This is a genomic window from Desulfatibacillum alkenivorans DSM 16219 (assembly GCF_900142135.1).
Taxonomy (GTDB): Bacteria; Desulfobacterota; Desulfobacteria; order Desulfobacterales; family Desulfatibacillaceae; genus Desulfatibacillum; species Desulfatibacillum alkenivorans.
In genome coordinates this window covers 97,173-113,546 of the sequence record NZ_FQZU01000010.1, presented here as the reverse complement: position 1 = coordinate 113,546, position 16,374 = coordinate 97,173, and the positions used below count along the sequence as shown (strand labels likewise).

Sequence of the window (16,374 nt, the reverse complement as noted above, 5' to 3'; positions counted from 1 at the left end):
CCATATTAGGCCAATTTCTCCAGGTTTTCCCGAATCAGGCTGGTCAAAAACTCCCTTTCGCTGTCCAGCTTCCACATGGCCATACGGAACACGCCAAGCAAAAGGGTCCATTTTTCGAAGCCGTCCGCGGAAAAGCCCATCATGGACTGAATGTGCTTTCTGTACTGCTTTTCAAAACCCTTGCGGAATATGGAAATGATGATTTCCATCAAAAAGCTGTTGCCCGGCGCGGTTTCCGCATTGGCGAGCATAAAGGAAGTCATGGCCGCGTCCGCCTCGGGAGAGCCCTTTACCGCCTCGGCCCAATCGATGACGGAGTACCCGCCGTCGTCCGTAAGCATGATGTTGGAGGGATGAAAATCCATGTGGCAAATGGCGTTGCCGTCAGGCAGGCCGTCCAGGTAGCGGCGGAACAAGTCAAACTGCTCCGGCTTGATGGTCCCCTGGGGAAGCTCCTCGTGGGCCATGCGCCAGGCCTCCGCCTTGATATCCGGCAGACCGGGCGCCTCGCGGCGCAAAAAATCCGCATGCACGGAGGCCATGAACTTGGCCCCTGACCACAAATTCAAAGGATTGCCCAACTTGGCTTTCAGGAGATCCTGCTTGCCCGCCCACTCAAAGAGAATGCCTTTACGGCCTTTCATGTCCAGCATTTCCAAAGCCTTGGGAGAAGGAACCCCGGCCTTGTCTACAATCCGGCAGCGTTTAAACTCTTCCTCCACCTTCCAATCCGGTACAGAGTCGTGCAGCAGTTTGAAAACAAGGTTATCCTGCGTCACGTACACGTCGGAAACCCGGCCCACGGCCAATGGCGTCAAGTCCTCGAATTTCATAAATTCTCTCCCTGTTTACAGCAGCACCACTTTTTTCAATCCCTGTTTGTCCAAACTAAGATTGATGGCTTCCAACACGCCGTCCAGGCTGTCAAACCGGTGGCTGATCAAACGTTTGACGTCGATTTTTCCCGCCTCGATCAACTCCAGGGCGTTTTTGTAGTCGTCCGGTGAGAACGAGGACGTACCCGTGATGGTCAACTCATGATAATGCAAAAGCTCCGATGGAATCTCCACAGTAGACCCGCCGGGCAAGCCGCCGAACAAACTCACCGCGCCGCCGCCCCGGGCCATTTCCAAAGCCAGCAAATAGGTCTGGGCGTTTCCCACAGCTTCGAAAACCACGTCGGCGCCCATAAAGCCGGTTTTCAAGCGGATGGCCTGGTTGGCGTTTTCCCTGGCCGAGTTGATCACCTCGTCCGCGTCGAACTCCAAAGCCTGCTCCAACCGCTGGTCGTCCACGTCCACCATAAACACCTTGGCCGCGCCCTCGGCCTTGGCAAGCTGCATCAAAATCAGGCCCATGGGGCCGGCGCCAATGACGGCCGCCGTCGATCCTTGCGGAACTCCAGCCTTGCGAACCGCATGCAGGCAGGACGCCACAGGCTCCACCAGGGCGGCTTCCTCGTAGGACATGGAATCGGGCAGGACCAGCGTGCGCAAATGGGCGCCCTCCCCCGGAACCTTGAAATATTCCGCAAATCCCCCCGGCTGCACAAAACTGCCCGGCGCCTTGTGGCAAAACCGGTAGGCCCCCAGCTTGCAGGGCGGACATTCCAAACACGGATTGAAAGGCGCCACGGCCACCCGCTGCCCCACGGAATAGCCAGTCACCTGATCGCCCACCGCCGCGATTTCTCCGGCCATTTCATGCCCGGGAGTCCAGGGAAGGCCGTAAAGCTCAATATAAAAATGCTTGCCGTGCACGCACGCCTTGACGTCCGTATAGCAAAGGGAGCAAGCGTGCATCTTGACCAGGAACTCATTTTCCCCGATTTCCGGGACCGGGATTTCCCGCACTTCAATTTCCTTGGGTATTTTGGTCAGGCAGGCTGCTTTCATTTTTTTCATTGACAATCCCCTCCAAAAATTTCAATTTGATATAAAATTGACAAAATCAAATTAAAGTTGCTAAATTCCAGGTTGTTTGTCAATTAAAAAAAATCAAATTTTCCGGCAAAGGAAACCTTTATGGCTTTTAAAAAGGGAAACATCCCCCTTTATTTTCAAATTTATCTCCAATTAAAACAAGAAATTATTTCCGGAGATCGTCCGCCGGGCTCGCCCGTCCCCACCATTAACGAACTGGCGGAGCAGACCGGTGTGAGCCATGGCATGATACGCCGGGCCCTGGAGCTTTTGGAGATGGAGTCCCTGATTATAAAAAAGCCCCGGGTGGGAACGGTGGTGCGGGAAAGCCCGCAAAAAGCCCTTTGGGTTCCCACTTCGTCCTTGGACGACTTCAGGCAAAGGCTGGAGCTTGGGTCCATCCGATTCTTATCGGACGGATTCGTCGATCCCCCCAACCGGGTGACGGCCCATTTCGACTGTCGGGACGAAATTTTGCAGGACGGAAAAATTTACGAGAACCACTTTCTGCTCATCTCCAGCCAGGATAAAAGCCGTATTGACCTGGCGAGGATGTTCGTCCCGATATGGCGATACAACCAGGTCCCGTTGGATCAATGGCGGAAAGCGCCCCTTGCGTCCGCGGCCATGGACGTTGACGTGGCCCGGATTCGGCAGGTAACCCGGCCCTGGTTTTGCGACCATTACGCTTCTGAGCACCTGCAACTGCCCGACGGCACGCCCATTTTCCACCGAACCATCATCGCCTACCTGCCGGGCGACAAGCCCCTGGGCGTGCTGGAGCTGCTGACCAACATCAACGCCATGGAACGGGAGATTATCTTTTCCTGATTAATAAAGTCTATGCCGCGAAGTTACGAAATCACAACCCCATACTTGTCCTGCGGATCATCTCCTCTTTCATGGCTGGGGTGAGATCGTTGAAATAGGCCGAATACCCGGACACACGAACCAACAAATGCGGGTAAGCCTCGGGGTTGTCCCTGGCTTCGATCAAAACCTTGGGGTCCAGCACGTTAATCTGGGCCTGCATTCCTCCGCGTTTGAAATAGGTGGAAAAGATGCTTTTCATGGCAATGCAGCCGGCCGGGCTACCCACGGTGTTTGCATCGAACTTGATGTTGAAATTGACGCCGTTGTCCGTCTTTGAATAGTCAATCCGATTCATGGAGTTCAACACGGCCGTGGGGCCTTTGCGATCCTGGCCGTTGGAGGGCGACATGCCGTTGGACAGGCTTTCGCCATTTCTGCGGCCGTTGGGCAGGGCCGATACCACCGTGCCCCAATACTCGTGCAGGGTGACGGAATAAACGCCCACCGTGTACTTGCCGCCCCGGGTGCTTGTCTTTCCGTCCAAGGCTGCCTTAAAAACGTCCAGGGCGTAGGCGGTCCAGATGTCGGCAAAGGGATCGTCGTTGCCGAACTTGGGCATATTCAACAAATAATGCCGCCAGCGGTCGTCTGAAAGATTGTTTTTCAAATGGCCGACCAGCTCTTCCATGCTGAGCTTTTTATCCTCAAACACAGCCTGCTTTATGGCGGCCAGGGAATCGCCGACGTCCACCAGCCCCACGCATTGAATGCCGGAAAAATTGTAGCGCGTTCCGCCCCGGGTGGAGCAGGCCCCGTTTTCCAGGCACCCGTCCAGGAGCATGCTGGAAAGCGGCGTGGGATGATGCTCCGCGTTGGCGATTTCAATGGCCTGCAAGTCCTTAAGCAGGCGGTTTATGCCGTGGAACATCTGGATTTCAAAGGCTTCCTGCACGTCTTCGATGCATGTCATTTGGGAGGCTGGCTTGGTTTTGGCGCCTATCTGAGCGAATCTGCCCAAGCGCCGTCCCTGATTCAGGGCCAGTTCCAGGATGATGGCCGTATTGAACAAGGCCGCGTCCGTGGAGGAAAAAGATACCCCCTGGGCGACAGGCTCCACGCATCCCACGGGGGTGTAATTGCGGGCGTCGCCTATTTTCACTCCGTTTTGCTTCAGGACCGGAACAATCACCTCGTCATTGTATATGGACGGAGAATTGGCGCCTTTGGACAGAATGCCGTAAACCTTGTCCAGGTATTCTTTGGGGGAGTTTTTATGAACCCGGGCCGTGTAATTGGGCTGGCGCATGCGCAACTCGTCCATGACTTCCAGAAAAATCATGGTCAGTTCGTTGGTGGAGTCCTCGCCGTTTTTGTCGGTTCCCCCCACGTTTACGATCTGGCCGTTAAAAAAGCCCCCATGGGTCCTGGTGATGTATTTGGAGAAAACCGGCACGATCTCGGACATTTTCACGGAAAAGGCGCCCACAAGCTCCTTGGCCTCCTCCCGGGTCAGTAGCCCGGTTTTGAGGTCCTTTTCGTAATAGGGATACAAATAATGGTCCATCCTGCCGGGACAGACGGAGTTGTCCAGGCTTTCGTTATTGATGGCGATCTGAGCGAAAAAACAGCATTGCAGGGCTTCGCGGAAGGTCTTGGCGCCTTTTCTCGGAACCCGTGAACAAACCTCGGCGACGGCTTTCAACTCCGCCGCGCGACCTTCGTCCAATTCGTTTTCCCCCATTTCGGCGGCCAATTGGGCGTAACGCTCGCCAAACGCGGCCAAGCCCTCGGCGGCTATCTTCACGCTTTCGTAAAAATACCACTTGTCCGCGTCCATGAGGCTCTGCTTCTGGAGCTTGGAAGCCTGGGCCTTGATGCCGTCCGTTCCCAGGCGGCAGAGGGTTTCGTAATCCGGGGCGATATGGGAAATTCCGGCGGCCTCGTTGATGATGTAATAATTCCCCATAAGCTGGTTCAGGACCAACGAAAAGGCGTCCAGCCAGGAGTCGCAGGTCTTCACGGCCAGCATCCGGGTAGCCCAGAACGGCGCGATGGACAGCAGGCGGACCTGATTCAGGCGGGAGATTTCCAAGGGATTGGTCTCTCTAGTGGGAAACTTGAACAGGTCTTGCATGACCACCAGCCCGTGCAGTTCCGGGAACATCAGCCCCCCTACCCTGCGGGAAGTGTAATTGCCCACAATCAGCTCGCCGGGATGAATGGCGATGGAACGGTTGTTCTGGGAGTGGGCCAGGGCCTCGGCCATTTGCACGTAAACGTGTTTAGTCCGGTTGGCCTTGTCCTTGAAATATTCGGTCCACAACAAGGCGCGCTCCGTGCAAATTCCCGGCGTTGCGGCCTGGACGGCCTCTTTCAGGCGGGTCACGCGGTCTTTCTTTTTGACCAGGGACAGCCTGGGCGAGACGGAGCGGGCTTGCTTTTCATTCGTAGACAATGGCATGGACGTCCTCCTTTTCAAAGGCCTCCCTGGCCCGGATCAAATAATCCTCCGGGATGTCCCGGATGTAAAACGGCTCGGCTCCGGCGTCCAGGCGGGTGAGCTTGGACTGCCCCAGGTTGTGATAAGGGAGCAAGTGGATGCTGTTTTTGTTATTATGCCGTAAAAAGGCGGCTGTTTGAAAGATATTTTCCGCCGAATCGTTCACGCCGGGAATGACCGGCATGCGGGCTTGAACGGCGGGAAACTCCCCGGCCAACAGGGAAAAGTTGCTTAGAATGCGGGCGTTGGACGCGCCGGTGTATTTGGCGTGTTCCTGGGAGTCCATGAGTTTGAGGTCAAAGTACACCAAATCCAATAGGGACGTCAGGCTGCTCAGGACCTCGTACCCGGCCATGCCGCAAGTCTCCAGGTTTGTGTGAATCCCCTCAGACTTGGCCAGGGAAAGAAATTCCAGCAAAAAATCCCCTTGCAGGAGAGGCTCGCCGCCGGAAAGGGTGAGGCCTCCGCCCGAATCCAGAAAAAAATCCCGGTCTGCGGCAATCTCCTCCACCAGAGATTCCGCGTCCCAATCCTTGCCTACCAGGCGTAGGGCGTCCTGGGTGCAAACCTCGGCGCACAGGCCGCAAGCGTCGCACTTGCCCCTGTCTATGCGCCGGTCCGGCAGGCTTACAATGGCTTCATGAGGGCACGCCTCCAGGCATTCAAAGCAGCCCACGCATTTTTCCTGGTAAAAGGCGATCTCCGGTTTTGGATTTTGGGATTCGGGATTCTGGCACCACTGGCAGCGCAAGGGACAGCCCTTGAAAAACAAGGTGGTCCTCACCCCTGGACCGTCGTGGATGCAAAAACGCTGGATGTCGAACAAGATAGCCACGGGCGCCCCCCTGCAAAATGGCTATTGGCGGCAAGGCAAAGGCTCCGGCGTTTTTCATCCTAAAAAGAATGGCGCCAAACAGGCCCTTGCGTTTCGTTTTGAACGATACCATGGGGGCGCATAGTCGGCAAGGGCGGTATGGGAAGACGCAAGGGATTTGCCTACAGGCAAGTTCATATTCCAGGTTCAGGCCAAAAAAACACTGGGTCCCGGCTTGCGGGCGATCCGAAAAAGCGGATCGCCCTTGCCGGGATGACGACTTTTAGGGTTAGCGAAAGAACATAGGGCGCTTGTCGCCCTTTTGCAAAGATAGGAAGGCGCATTCAAGGCCTTTTGGCACTGAACCCGTCACTGTCCGTCATCCCCGTGGAGGGAGGCGGCGGGATGATTGCGGTGGTTTTGCAATCATCATGACGCTATCCCGGAAACGGGGACCCAGTGTCGTTTTTGAATGGCGGCTGAATACGGACCAAACGATAGGAAAGCGAAGAAGCAAATTACGCGAATAATGGAGCCTTGATTTAAGCCCCTTGTGCATACCATAACCGGAGGCTTTTCAAGCTCTTTACATGCACGGCGTGTTGTGCCATAAGGCAAGCAAGGGCCGCACTGCGGCTCTAATCATTTTAAGAAACAGGGGAAAGCCATGTTAAGCAAACGCGTTATCGTATGCCTGGATGTCCGGGACGGAAAGACCACCAAAGGAATCAAGTTCAAAGGCAATGTGGATATCGGGGACCCCGTGGATATGGCCCGTATCTATTATGAAGCCGGGTGCGACGAACTGGTCTTCTACGATATCACCGCGTCCCATGAAAAGCGGGGCATCATGATCGACGTGGTGCGCCGCGTGGCCGAAACCATTTTCATCCCCTTTTCCGTGGGCGGCGGCATTTCCTCGGTGGAGGACATGCGCGACGTGCTTTTGGCCGGCGCGGAAAAAATCTCCGTCAACTCCGCCGCAGTCAAAAATCCCAAGATCATCACCGAAGGCGCCGAAGCGTTCGGAAACCAGTGCGTGGTCCTTGGCATGGACGTGAAAAAGGTGGAAAAGTCCGAAAAAATCCCCTCCGGCTACGAAATCGTCATCAACGGCGGCCGCACCTACATGGGCATCGACGCCCTGTGGTGGGCCCAGGAAGGCGAGCGCCTGGGCGCCGGGGAAATCTGCCTCAACTCCATTGACGCCGACGGCACCAAGGAAGGCTACGAACTGGAACTGACCGCGCTCATCTCGGAAAACGTGAACATCCCGGTCATCGCTTCGGGCGGCGGCGGCATCCCCCAGCATCTGGCCGACGTGCTCAAAGAGGGCAAGGCCGACGCGGCCCTCATCGCCTCCATGGTCCACTACGGAACCTACACCATTCCGGAAATCAAGGAGCACCTGAAAAGCCAGGGCGTCCCCGTCAGGGACCAACTGCAATAAAGCAGTTACAAATATAATATTCAATTCAGCAGGCCATATAGTTTTTATATGGCCTGTTTTTGTATCGGCTTGTTCGCAATACTCAAACCGAATCATTGCGCCGCGTGGGGCGAGAGGCGGGAGGTTTTCTTGAAACATTGACAATATTCCTATTTTAGGTAATAATAATATTTAAGAATTCCGGGAGCATTTAACCGCCAAAACTTTAGGAGCACTTTTTATCCGCCTTGGAGGCAAGCCTGGAAATGCCAAAAACCAGAATCATCGCCCGAAAAACATTACGGGAATTTTGGGAAGAGCCGGGGCATGAAGACGCCCAAGGCCCATTGGAGGCATGGTTTGCCAGGACAAGGCAATCTCAATGGGACTCCCCGCAGGACATAAAGGCGGAATACGGGTCAGCGAGCATCCTTAAGAACGGCAGGGTGGTATTCAACATAAAAGGGAACAAATATCGGCTCGTCGTTAAAATCAGTTACGAAACGAAACAGGTTTTTATAAGATTCGTAGGAACCCATCAGGAGTACGATGCTATTGACGCCGAAACAATATAAGCGTGATGGAAGGTAATCAGCCATGATTAAGCCAATTAGAAACGAAAATGATTATGAAGCCGCCCTGGCCAGGATAGACGAAATTATCGACGCCCCTTCCGGCAGCCCGGAAGCGGATGAACTGGAAGTTTTGGGCATCCTGGTGTCGGACTATGAAGACATGGCGGAGCCTATTGGCCTGCCCAGCATCCCGGATGCCATCCGTTTTGAAATGGATAGGCTGGAATTGGAGCAGAAGGATTTGATTCCGTATATTGGCTCCAGGGCGAAAGTCTCCGAAGTGCTTTCCGGTAAAATGCGGCCCACCTTGAGAATGATGCGCGCTTTGCATAAAAATTTGGGAATACCTGCAGAGGTGCTTTTACAAGACCCTGACGCCGTTTTTCCCCATGACCGGATAGGCCTGGATTGGCAAAAGTTTCCACTAAGGGAAATGGCAAAACAAGGGTGGATTGAAGGCCGGGGAAAAACGCTTGCAGATCACGCAGAAGAAATTATGCGTTCCTTTATAGGGAGGGCGGGAGGAATGTCAGCCATCCCAGAGCCTGTTTTTCGTGCGACTGACAGCCCCCGGCAAAACGCCCGCCGCGATCCCTATTCTGTGGCGGCATGGTGTTTACGAATCATGAGCCTCGCAAAAGAAGCTCCTCTACAAAACGAGTACAAGCCTGGAAGCATTGACTTGGATTTTTTAAGGCACTTGGTCAAATTCAGCTCCGTACCAAGCGGCCCTAAAGCTGCTGTGGAATTTTTAGCGCAATATGGCGTACAGGTTATTTTTGAGAATCAGCTAAGCCGCATGTACATTGACGGAGCCGCAATCATGACTCCTCAAAAAAAGCCTGTAATCGGAATGACGTTGCGCTATGACAGGCTTGATAATTTCTGGTTTTGCCTGTTTCATGAATTGGCCCATATAGGGCGGCATTTGGACAAGGGGGACTCCATTTTTGTTGATGATCTGTCTCTTCGCCTTCCTTTAAACGATGATGCAGACAAAAAAGAAAGAGAGGCTGACGAATGGGCGGAGGAAGCTCTTTTACCGTCCAGCGCTTGGCGGGAGCACCCGGTCAGTCAAACCCCTTCCACTCAAAACGTCCTGGACATGGCGTCGCGGATGAGAATTCATCCCGCTATTGTCGCGGGCAGGGCAAGATATAAATCCAACAATTTCCGCATTCTGGCAAGACAGGTGGGACAGGGTCAAGTCAGGGGGCTGTTTTTATAAGGAAATTTACCTCGCCGCGTGGGGCGAAAGGCCGGGGGAGGTGACCACGGGATCCCGGAACACGGGGGGCGGCGCGTTCCAGGCGCCGTCCAGGCCTTTCAGGGCGCCCGCCTTTTCCAGGCTGAAACGGGCCTTGGCGGGCAAAGAAACCCGTTTGGTAAAGTCGTCCGCGCTTAAAAACAAGCCATTCTCCCGCTCCAGAATAATCTTTTCGCAATATTTCGGCCCGATGTTCTTGATGCGAATCAAGGGGATGCGGATGCCGCCGTTTTCCTCCTGATACTGCACGCCGCTTTTGTTCACATGGGGCTGAAGCACGGAGATTCCCATGCGCCTGGCCTCGTTCAGAATCACGCTATGGGGATAGGAGCCCACGTGCTCGGCGTTCAGGATTCCAAAATAAAAAGCCAGGGGATAATGGGTTTTCAAGTACGCGCTTTGGTACGTAATGTGCGCAAAAGACGCCGCATGGGCCTTGCAGAACCCGTATCCCATAAAGCTGGCCACGAGGTCGAAAAAAGCCTGGGCCGTGGGATTGTCGTATCCTTTTTTCAGGCATCCTTTTACAAAGGCCTCCTCCATTTCCCGAAACACCGCCCGGGGCGCCTTCTTGCTGAGGGATCGCCGCATCCGGTCCCCCTCGCCGTAAGGCATCCCGGCGATGTCATGGGCGATCTCCAGAATCTGCTCCTGGAACAACACCACCCCGAAGGTGCTTTCCAGGATGGGTTTCAAATCCGGGTGGGGATAGGTCACGGGCTCCTTGTTGTTGCGGCGAAGCACGTAAGGCTCCACCATGGCGCCGGACATGGGGCCGGGCCGGAACAGGGAGATTTCCGCAATGATATCCTCAAAATGCCTGGGCTGAAGCCGCCCCAAAAGCTGGCGCTGGCCCGGGGACTCCACCTGGAACACACCCACCGAATCAGTGGTGCGGAGCATACGGAACGTGGCCGGATCGTCCAGGGGAACCTCGTCCAGGCAAAGGCGAACGCCTTTTTCCTCCAGCAACTCCACCCCGGCCTGGAGGGCGGAATGCATGCGCAGCCCCAGGATGTCCAGCTTGACCAGGCCCAGGGCCTCCACGTCGTCCTTGTCGAACTGGACCACGGGAATGCCTTTCCGGGAGGTCTGCAAGGGGCTCCAGTTGAAAATCTCGCCGGGCGTAAGCACCATCCCGCCCAGGTGCACGGAAAGGTTGTGGGGCAGGCCGGAAATCTTCTCCGCCAGCCACAGGAGTTCGTCTTCCTGAAGCAAGGGGCTGCCCTCCAGTTCCGGCATGCGCTCAATGGCCTTACGGATGTCATGGGAACGTAAAAAATGGGGCACGAACTGGGTGAGGCGGTCGATTTTTTCGTAGGAGTATCCCAAGGCCCGGCCCAGGCTGCGCAGCGCCCCCCTGGCCCGAAAAGTGGAAACCGTGGCCACCATGGCGGCCTGATTGGGATATTTTTCCATGAGGTATTCAAAAATCTCGTCCCGCCGCAGGGAATCGAAATCCATATCCACATCCGGCATGTCCAGCCTGCCGTTGTTCAAAAATCGTTCAAACAACAGGCGATGCTCCAAAGGATTCACCCCGCCCAAAAGCAAATGCAGCACCAAAGACCCGGCCGCGCTGCCCCGCACCGTGCCCCGGATGCGCCGCGTTTTGGCGAATGAATGGATCTCCTTGACCAGCAGAAAATACCCGGACAAATCCCGCCTGCGGATATGCCCCAACTCCTTTTCCAGGCGCCGGAGGACCTTCAGGTCCAGGGGATTGAAGCGCCTCGCCAGGCTCCGGTAGCAGAGCTTGGCCAGGGCCTGGTCCTGGGACATGCCCGGCGGAACCGGAAACACAGGCGGGCTGCTTTTACCCAGGGGAAGCATGGCCCGGCACTCATGGGCTATGATCCCCGTGTTTTCCAGGGCCTGGGGATAGGGAATCAATTTAGCCATGTCCTCCTGACTTTTCAGATAATACTCCCTGCTTTCCCTGGCCTGACAGGCGCGATGATGCACCTGGTTCTGGATGTCCACCAGGGCCTGATGCACGGGCAGGTCGGCGGGCTCCAGGCAAACCACGTCGTTGGTCGCAGCCAATGGGGCGCCCGCCTTTTCCGCAACCCGGGCCATGATGTGCATGATGCGGGCGTCGTAAGGCGTTCCCGCGTTTTGAATCTCAACGAATACGTTTTCCCTGCCGAAAATTTCCTGCAAACGCCAGACCCAGCCGCAGGCCCGGCGGTACTGCGTGCCTTCCGCTCCTTCCACCAGCTTGCAAAACCTCCCGTCCCTGCCTCCGGTCAGGCAAACGATATCCCGGCTGTGCAGCGCCAGAAATTTCTCCGGACAGGCGGGCTGGTCCCGCGGACCGTACTCATGGGCCAATGTGATAAGCCGGCATAAATTATTGTATCCCAGGGGCGAACGCGCCAGCAGCACCAGGTCGTCCCGCCCTTCGATGGTCAACTGCGTCCCGATCACCGCATGCACGCCGAGCTTTTCCGCCGCCGCGCAAAAACGCACGGCCCCGTAAACCCCGTTTTTATCCGTAAGGGCTGCGGCGTTGAACCCCGCCTCCTTGGCTTTTGCGGCCAGGGCTTCGGGCAAAAAGGTTCCGTACATGAACGAAAACCCGCTATGGACATGCAAATGAGCGAACACGCTTTTTCTCCGGTTGCAGACGCTAAAGGCCCCGCGCCGGGGCGAACGAAAGCCAATGAGCCGCCGGCAAGGAGTCTGTTTTTGAGTCAGGATATAGTACATATGTACTATGCGTCAAGCTAAAACAGAAAGGCCTTTCCATCCTGTCTGATTCTTCGCTTGACGTATAGGGTATACCCCTATATCCTACAAAAGAACTCTAACCGGGGGAAAGCCATGAGCTTGTGCGGCACGGACCAGGACAAGGAAAGATTGATCAAAAGGCTGGCGAGAATCGAGGGACAAATCCGGGGCCTCGCCAAGATGGTGGAGCAAAACCGGGACTGCATCGAGGTTTTGCGGCAGATCGCCTCGGCTTCCGGGGCGCTCAAGGGGGTATGGACCCAGGTATTGGGGGACCACCTCCGGGGCTGCATCGCCCAGGCGGCCATGGAAAACGACCAGGCCGTGATTGACGAACTCGTGGATCACTTACAAAAAATACGTTAGCCGGGAGTATAGGAAGTTGCATTCAAAGACCGTAAACAAAATCGCCCATGACCACCACTTCGGCGAGTCTGACGGCAAGAACGAAAAGCGCACCCTCATGGTGGTCTTGCTCACCGCATCCACCATGATTGTCGAGATAACCGCAGGATACCTCACCGGGTCCATGGCCCTCTTGGCCGACGGCTGGCACATGGGAACCCATGCATTCGCCCTGGGCATCAGCTACGCCGCATATTTGCTGGCCAGGAAGCACATGGAATCCAGCAGGTTTTCCTTTGGAACGGGCAAATTCGGAATTCTGGGGGGATACACCAGCGCCCTGTTTTTAGGGACAACGGCCCTGTGGATGATTTACGAGTCCATCCACCGTCTTTTCAACCCGGTGTCCATCGCCTTTGACGAGGCCATTCTGGTGACCATCGTCGGCCTGACCGTCAACGGCGCCAGCGTGTTTATTTTGCACAACTCCGGAGAACACGGACACGACCACGGCCATTCCCACCATCACCACGATCATGACCACGACCATGGTCACGATCACAGCCATCAGGACCAAAACTACAAGGCCGCCTATTTACACGTAATCGCCGACACTCTGACCTCCGTGTTCGCCCTGGCCGCTCTTTTGGCCGGCAGATACCTTGGCTGGTCTTTTCTGGACCCGGTCATGGGAATTGTGGGAGGATTGCTTATAAGCAGGTGGGCCTACGGATTGCTCAAGGACACAGGGTTAATCCTGCTGGACGGCGAGATTGACCCGGAAATCCGCAAGCAGGCGGTGGAACTGATTGAGTCGGACGGCGAAAGCCGCATAGCCGACCTGCACGTATGGAGGCTGGGTTCCAAGGAGGTGTCCATCCTGGCCACGGTGGTTACCGGAGAGGGGCGCCAGCCCGAGGAGTATCAGGCAAGACTTGCGGATTTGCCCAACGCGGCCCATGTTAACGTGGAAGTTCGCGCCTGTCAGGACCACGAATGCCGATGCCATTGCCATGACGCTCAACATTCAGGAGGATGAACATGCCCATACCCGGAAATCTTCGCACCACGGCCATGGCCGTCATGCCCCATACGGACGCAAACAGGGCCCTGGACCTTGCGTGGTCCCTGGACGTCCCGTTTTGGCCTCAACTGCCCAGGCTTTCGTATTACGAGGACATGTACGTCCAGGCTTCGGAGCATTTTCCGGGCATTGTCCTGGACATGGAAAACCAGTTGCTGAGCTTTTCCTCCGAAAAATTCGCCCTGGAGTTGGAAGAAGCCATGGCTCATTTTGAGGAGCCTGCGTATTTTGACGTAAGCCCCCAATACTCCGCGGTTTACCATCGTTTTCTGGAGATGGATCTGTCTCAAAAAAAGGCCGTGCGCGGGCAATTGGAAGGCCCGGTGAGCTTCGGTTTTAACGTGAAGGACGAAAACGACCGGCCCATTATCTTCGACGATATGGTGCGGCCTTTTATGATGGAGTTCATGGCTAAAAGGGTGAACGTGCAGCTCACCCGGCTGCAGGCCTTGAACCCCAACGCCTTCATGTTTGTGGACGAACCGGGCCTGCAGTTCGTGTTCTCCGCCCTTTCCGGATACGACGACATGAAAGCCAAGAAGGACCTGGACCAGTTTTTCGCCATGATCGACCGGCCCCGGGGCGTTCATTTATGCGGAAATCCTTCCTGGGATTTTCTCTTGGGCCTGGACATGGACATCCTGTCCCTGGACGTCTATTCCAACGGGAACGTGTTCACCTCGTACCATAAAGCCATCAAGGAATTCTTGGAAAAGGGCAATACCCTGGTCTGGGGAATCGTTCCCACCAATGTGGAGCCTTTTGAAAAAGAGGGCATTTCCACCCTGGAGGAGTATCTGGTGAGCCTGTGGGATGAACTGGCTTCCCGGGGCGTGGACCGGGACATGCTTTTCGCCCAAAGCCTTATTTCCCCGGCCACCTGCTGCCTGATCAACCCGGACGGCGAGGTCACCGTGGAAAAGGCTTTCGGCGTGGTGCGGGAGCTTTCCCAAAGGCTGCGGGAGCGATTTCAGCTGGATTGACGCCTCCCAGAACAAGTCACTTCGCAAATAGGGCTGCCCTGTTACCTGAACAGATATTACACCTTACACTGTCCGTTCTTTGGGGTATTGCGGGGATAATTCACCAGGAAGGCGGCTTGGTTATATTGGTCCCGGGTATCATTGATGGCAGTTGAGAGACTTTCAAGACGCCTTTGCGGATGCGTTTGACAAAATGGGCGTGTTTCTACAGTTCTTGGGAGGGATGTCCCTGGACAAGAGGGGATAAGAGACCGAGCAATTTGCCATTTTGCTCACGAATTAGACGCAAGGGTTCAGCCAGGTCGCTGTCGTTCGAAATGACTATAGCGCAATCGTATTTATCCAGCCACGCATCGTTAAGAAGATGCACGGCCAAATTGACGTCGGATCCTTTTTCCTCGGTTTTAATGACATTGGCGAAGCTGGGAGGCTGGGTTAAAGGAGATCTGGGTAAAGACGCCGTGTGACTCAGAAAATGACCATAGTGGACGGAAACCTCAGGGATGTAGCTTTCCAAAGCCCGGATGTAAGTCTTTTGCCGGATGGGTTGGCGGGCGTCAAAAATACCGGAGACAATGGCCGTGAAGTATTTTATTTCGGTAATTACGTGTTTTGGCTGAAGCAAATTGGCCGCGAGCTGCTTCAGGTCCAGCCACTTGTAGGAGGTGTTCTTCAGAGCGCGATAATAGAGGTTGAAGCCGTCAATGTACACGGATGTCCGCATTTGCTTTGGCTCCCTAAAAAAAGCAGGGGCCGCCGAAGCAGCCCCGCGCCCCAGGTCGAAACCACGGGGGTAGTTTTCACTTACATATACTATAATGGTTCACAGTCTCATATGTCAAGAAAAATGAAGTTTGAAGCAATGGCATTTACTTGACACTCGCCGCACTTTTTATCATTTTACTTACATAATATGAAAGCCAAATCAGAGGAGGCCCTTGGCCTGGCAGCTTAATGAGCGGGCTGGGAAGCACCGGGAAAGGCGGGGCTGGAATGCCCGAAAACTTTGAGAACAGTTGTTGAGTTGTGCAGTCATGATCCAGAAACTATGGAGTAGAGTATAAATGCCCAACTATGAGATGAAATTCAGTGTTTCCGAGGCTGCCAAGTATTTTAGGACTGACCGTGACCGAATCAAGAAATGGGCTTACATTTTTTCTGATTATCTTGAGCCCGCAGCAAATCCCCCGAAAGGAACCCCACGAAAGTTTTCCGCAGAAGACCTTCGAGTCTTTGCCTACGTCTTTTATTATTGGGAAGATGAAGCGGATATTGAAGCAATAAAAATCGGCTTGAATACCAACGGGCATTATGAAGATATCTATGATAATTTCATTACGGGATTGACGCCTTTATTCATTGAGCGCCCGGAAGGACTAAATGAAGACTGGCTGCATGGCGCATTATTCGATGGTATGTCTGAGTATGGCGATATCTTTGAAATTGCTGATTCTTATAAAAATGCTGGGGACATTCTCGTTGACGCAGCCATTGACAATGATGAAGCCTTTGAGCTTGTAAACCCGATACTCTTCAATTACAGGCATGCAACGGAATTATATCTCAAGGCGACTATCGGCAAGTGGAAGAAGACACATGACTTAGTAGAGCTACAAAAAGAGTTTATTGAAATACTAAAGTCAGAATTTGATGCAACCTTACCAAAATGGTTCAGCGATATAGTCCTGGTTTTCAATGAGTTTGATCCAAAAGGAACTACGTTCAGGTATGGCGGCAGGGCGCCAAGGGAAGTTTGGGTCGATGTCCGACACATAAAAACGCTCATGGGCTGGATGTCTAAATCATTCCGGAGAATCGGGAATCGGCGATTAGGATTGCAGGACTTTGATTAAAGCCAAATCATTTTCCCAAATCATAATAAGTTGAATTTTCAGGAGAAATTTAGTAT

General features: G+C 54.4%; 14 protein-coding genes. 8 read left to right on the top strand and 6 right to left on the bottom strand.

The window, feature by feature from the left end:
* Nucleotides 1–5: 5 nt before the first annotated feature.
* Entirely contained in the window at nt 6–833 is an 828-nt protein-coding gene (locus BUE18_RS10655; RefSeq protein ID WP_073475545.1) for an aminoglycoside phosphotransferase family protein, read from the bottom strand.
* Nucleotides 834–848: 15 nt separating this feature from the next.
* On the bottom strand, nt 849–1,904 hold the full coding sequence (locus tag BUE18_RS10650; protein WP_073475544.1) for a zinc-dependent dehydrogenase: 1,056 nt from the start codon (nt 1,902–1,904) through the stop codon (nt 849–851).
* A 120-nt stretch (nt 1,905–2,024) separates the two neighbouring features.
* Between BUE18_RS10650 and BUE18_RS10645 the strand changes: the two genes are divergently transcribed.
* Nucleotides 2,025–2,753 carry a GntR family transcriptional regulator gene (locus BUE18_RS10645; RefSeq protein ID WP_073475542.1) on the top strand — a complete coding sequence of 243 codons (729 nt, stop codon included), beginning with the start codon at nt 2,025–2,027 and terminating at the stop codon, nt 2,751–2,753.
* 31 nt (nt 2,754–2,784) lie between these two features.
* Here BUE18_RS10645 and BUE18_RS10640 read toward each other — a convergent pair whose 3' ends face one another.
* Nucleotides 2,785–5,196, bottom strand: coding sequence for a pyruvate formate lyase family protein (locus BUE18_RS10640; RefSeq protein WP_073475540.1), 2,412 nt, complete (start codon nt 5,194–5,196; stop codon nt 2,785–2,787).
* Nucleotides 5,177–6,070 (bottom strand): glycyl-radical enzyme activating protein, encoded by an 894-nt coding sequence (locus tag BUE18_RS10635; protein WP_073475538.1) that lies wholly within the window; start codon nt 6,068–6,070, stop codon nt 5,177–5,179. Before BUE18_RS10635 ends, BUE18_RS10640 begins: the two co-directional genes overlap by 20 nt.
* A gap of 646 nt (nt 6,071–6,716) precedes the next feature.
* On the opposite strand from BUE18_RS10635, the gene hisF reads away from it, so the two are divergent.
* The 3 genes from hisF (at nt 6,717) to BUE18_RS10620 (ending at nt 9,281) form a co-directional block, all read left to right on the top strand.
* Complete coding sequence (hisF, locus tag BUE18_RS10630) at nt 6,717–7,499, top strand: imidazole glycerol phosphate synthase subunit HisF (protein ID WP_073475536.1); 783 nt, start codon at nt 6,717–6,719, stop codon at nt 7,497–7,499.
* 245 nt (nt 7,500–7,744) lie between these two features.
* Entirely contained in the window at nt 7,745–8,053 is a 309-nt protein-coding gene (locus tag BUE18_RS10625; RefSeq protein WP_073475535.1) for a type II toxin-antitoxin system HigB family toxin, read from the top strand.
* Nucleotides 8,054–8,264: 211 nt separating this feature from the next.
* On the top strand, nt 8,265–9,281 hold the full coding sequence (locus tag BUE18_RS10620) for a transcriptional regulator (protein ID WP_139264681.1): 1,017 nt from the start codon (nt 8,265–8,267) through the stop codon (nt 9,279–9,281).
* Between the two features lie 6 nt (nt 9,282–9,287).
* Here BUE18_RS10620 and BUE18_RS10615 read toward each other — a convergent pair whose 3' ends face one another.
* Nucleotides 9,288–11,930, bottom strand: coding sequence for a DNA polymerase III subunit alpha (locus BUE18_RS10615; protein ID WP_170868327.1), 2,643 nt, complete (start codon nt 11,928–11,930; stop codon nt 9,288–9,290).
* A gap of 216 nt (nt 11,931–12,146) precedes the next feature.
* Here BUE18_RS10615 and BUE18_RS10610 point away from each other — a divergent pair, with 216 nt between their 5' ends.
* The 3 genes from BUE18_RS10610 to BUE18_RS10600 are packed head-to-tail and all read left to right on the top strand — an operon-like array spanning nt 12,147 to nt 14,465.
* Complete coding sequence (locus BUE18_RS10610; protein ID WP_073475530.1) at nt 12,147–12,419, top strand: metal-sensitive transcriptional regulator; 273 nt, start codon at nt 12,147–12,149, stop codon at nt 12,417–12,419.
* Nucleotides 12,420–12,435: 16 nt separating this feature from the next.
* Nucleotides 12,436–13,437, top strand: coding sequence for a CDF family Co(II)/Ni(II) efflux transporter DmeF (dmeF, locus tag BUE18_RS10605; protein ID WP_073475528.1), 1,002 nt, complete (start codon nt 12,436–12,438; stop codon nt 13,435–13,437).
* A gap of 2 nt (nt 13,438–13,439) precedes the next feature.
* Nucleotides 13,440–14,465 (top strand): uroporphyrinogen decarboxylase/cobalamine-independent methonine synthase family protein, encoded by a 1,026-nt coding sequence (locus tag BUE18_RS10600; protein WP_073475526.1) that lies wholly within the window; start codon nt 13,440–13,442, stop codon nt 14,463–14,465.
* A 205-nt stretch (nt 14,466–14,670) separates the two neighbouring features.
* On the opposite strand, the gene BUE18_RS10595 is transcribed toward BUE18_RS10600, so the two are convergent.
* Complete coding sequence (locus BUE18_RS10595; protein WP_211482798.1) at nt 14,671–15,189, bottom strand: NYN domain-containing protein; 519 nt, start codon at nt 15,187–15,189, stop codon at nt 14,671–14,673.
* A 340-nt stretch (nt 15,190–15,529) separates the two neighbouring features.
* Between BUE18_RS10595 and BUE18_RS10590 the strand changes: the two genes are divergently transcribed.
* The gene (locus BUE18_RS10590; protein ID WP_073475525.1) at nt 15,530–16,318 is read left to right on the top strand and encodes a hypothetical protein; all 789 of its coding nucleotides are present in this window, start codon (nt 15,530–15,532) and stop codon (nt 16,316–16,318) included.
* The last annotated feature ends 56 nt before the right edge of the window (nt 16,319–16,374 follow it).

Excerpts from the sequence above, each read along its gene's own strand:
- BUE18_RS10655 (WP_073475545.1), bottom strand. The coding sequence starts at position 833 with ATGAAATTCGAGGACTTGACGCCATTGGCCGTGGGCCGGGTTTCCGAC.
- BUE18_RS10650 (WP_073475544.1), bottom strand. The coding sequence starts at position 1,904 with ATGAAAAAAATGAAAGCAGCCTGCCTGACCAAAATACCCAAGGAAATT.
- BUE18_RS10645 (WP_073475542.1), top strand. The coding sequence starts at position 2,025 with ATGGCTTTTAAAAAGGGAAACATCCCCCTTTATTTTCAAATTTATCTC.
- BUE18_RS10640 (WP_073475540.1), bottom strand. The coding sequence starts at position 5,196 with ATGCCATTGTCTACGAATGAAAAGCAAGCCCGCTCCGTCTCGCCCAGG.
- hisF (WP_073475536.1), top strand. The coding sequence starts at position 6,717 with ATGTTAAGCAAACGCGTTATCGTATGCCTGGATGTCCGGGACGGAAAG.
- BUE18_RS10625 (WP_073475535.1), top strand. The coding sequence starts at position 7,745 with ATGCCAAAAACCAGAATCATCGCCCGAAAAACATTACGGGAATTTTGG.
- BUE18_RS10620 (WP_139264681.1), top strand. The coding sequence starts at position 8,265 with ATGGATAGGCTGGAATTGGAGCAGAAGGATTTGATTCCGTATATTGGC.
- BUE18_RS10610 (WP_073475530.1), top strand. The coding sequence starts at position 12,147 with ATGAGCTTGTGCGGCACGGACCAGGACAAGGAAAGATTGATCAAAAGG.
- BUE18_RS10600 (WP_073475526.1), top strand. The coding sequence starts at position 13,440 with ATGCCCATACCCGGAAATCTTCGCACCACGGCCATGGCCGTCATGCCC.
- BUE18_RS10595 (WP_211482798.1), bottom strand. The coding sequence starts at position 15,189 with ATGCGGACATCCGTGTACATTGACGGCTTCAACCTCTATTATCGCGCT.
- BUE18_RS10590 (WP_073475525.1), top strand. The coding sequence starts at position 15,530 with ATGCCCAACTATGAGATGAAATTCAGTGTTTCCGAGGCTGCCAAGTAT.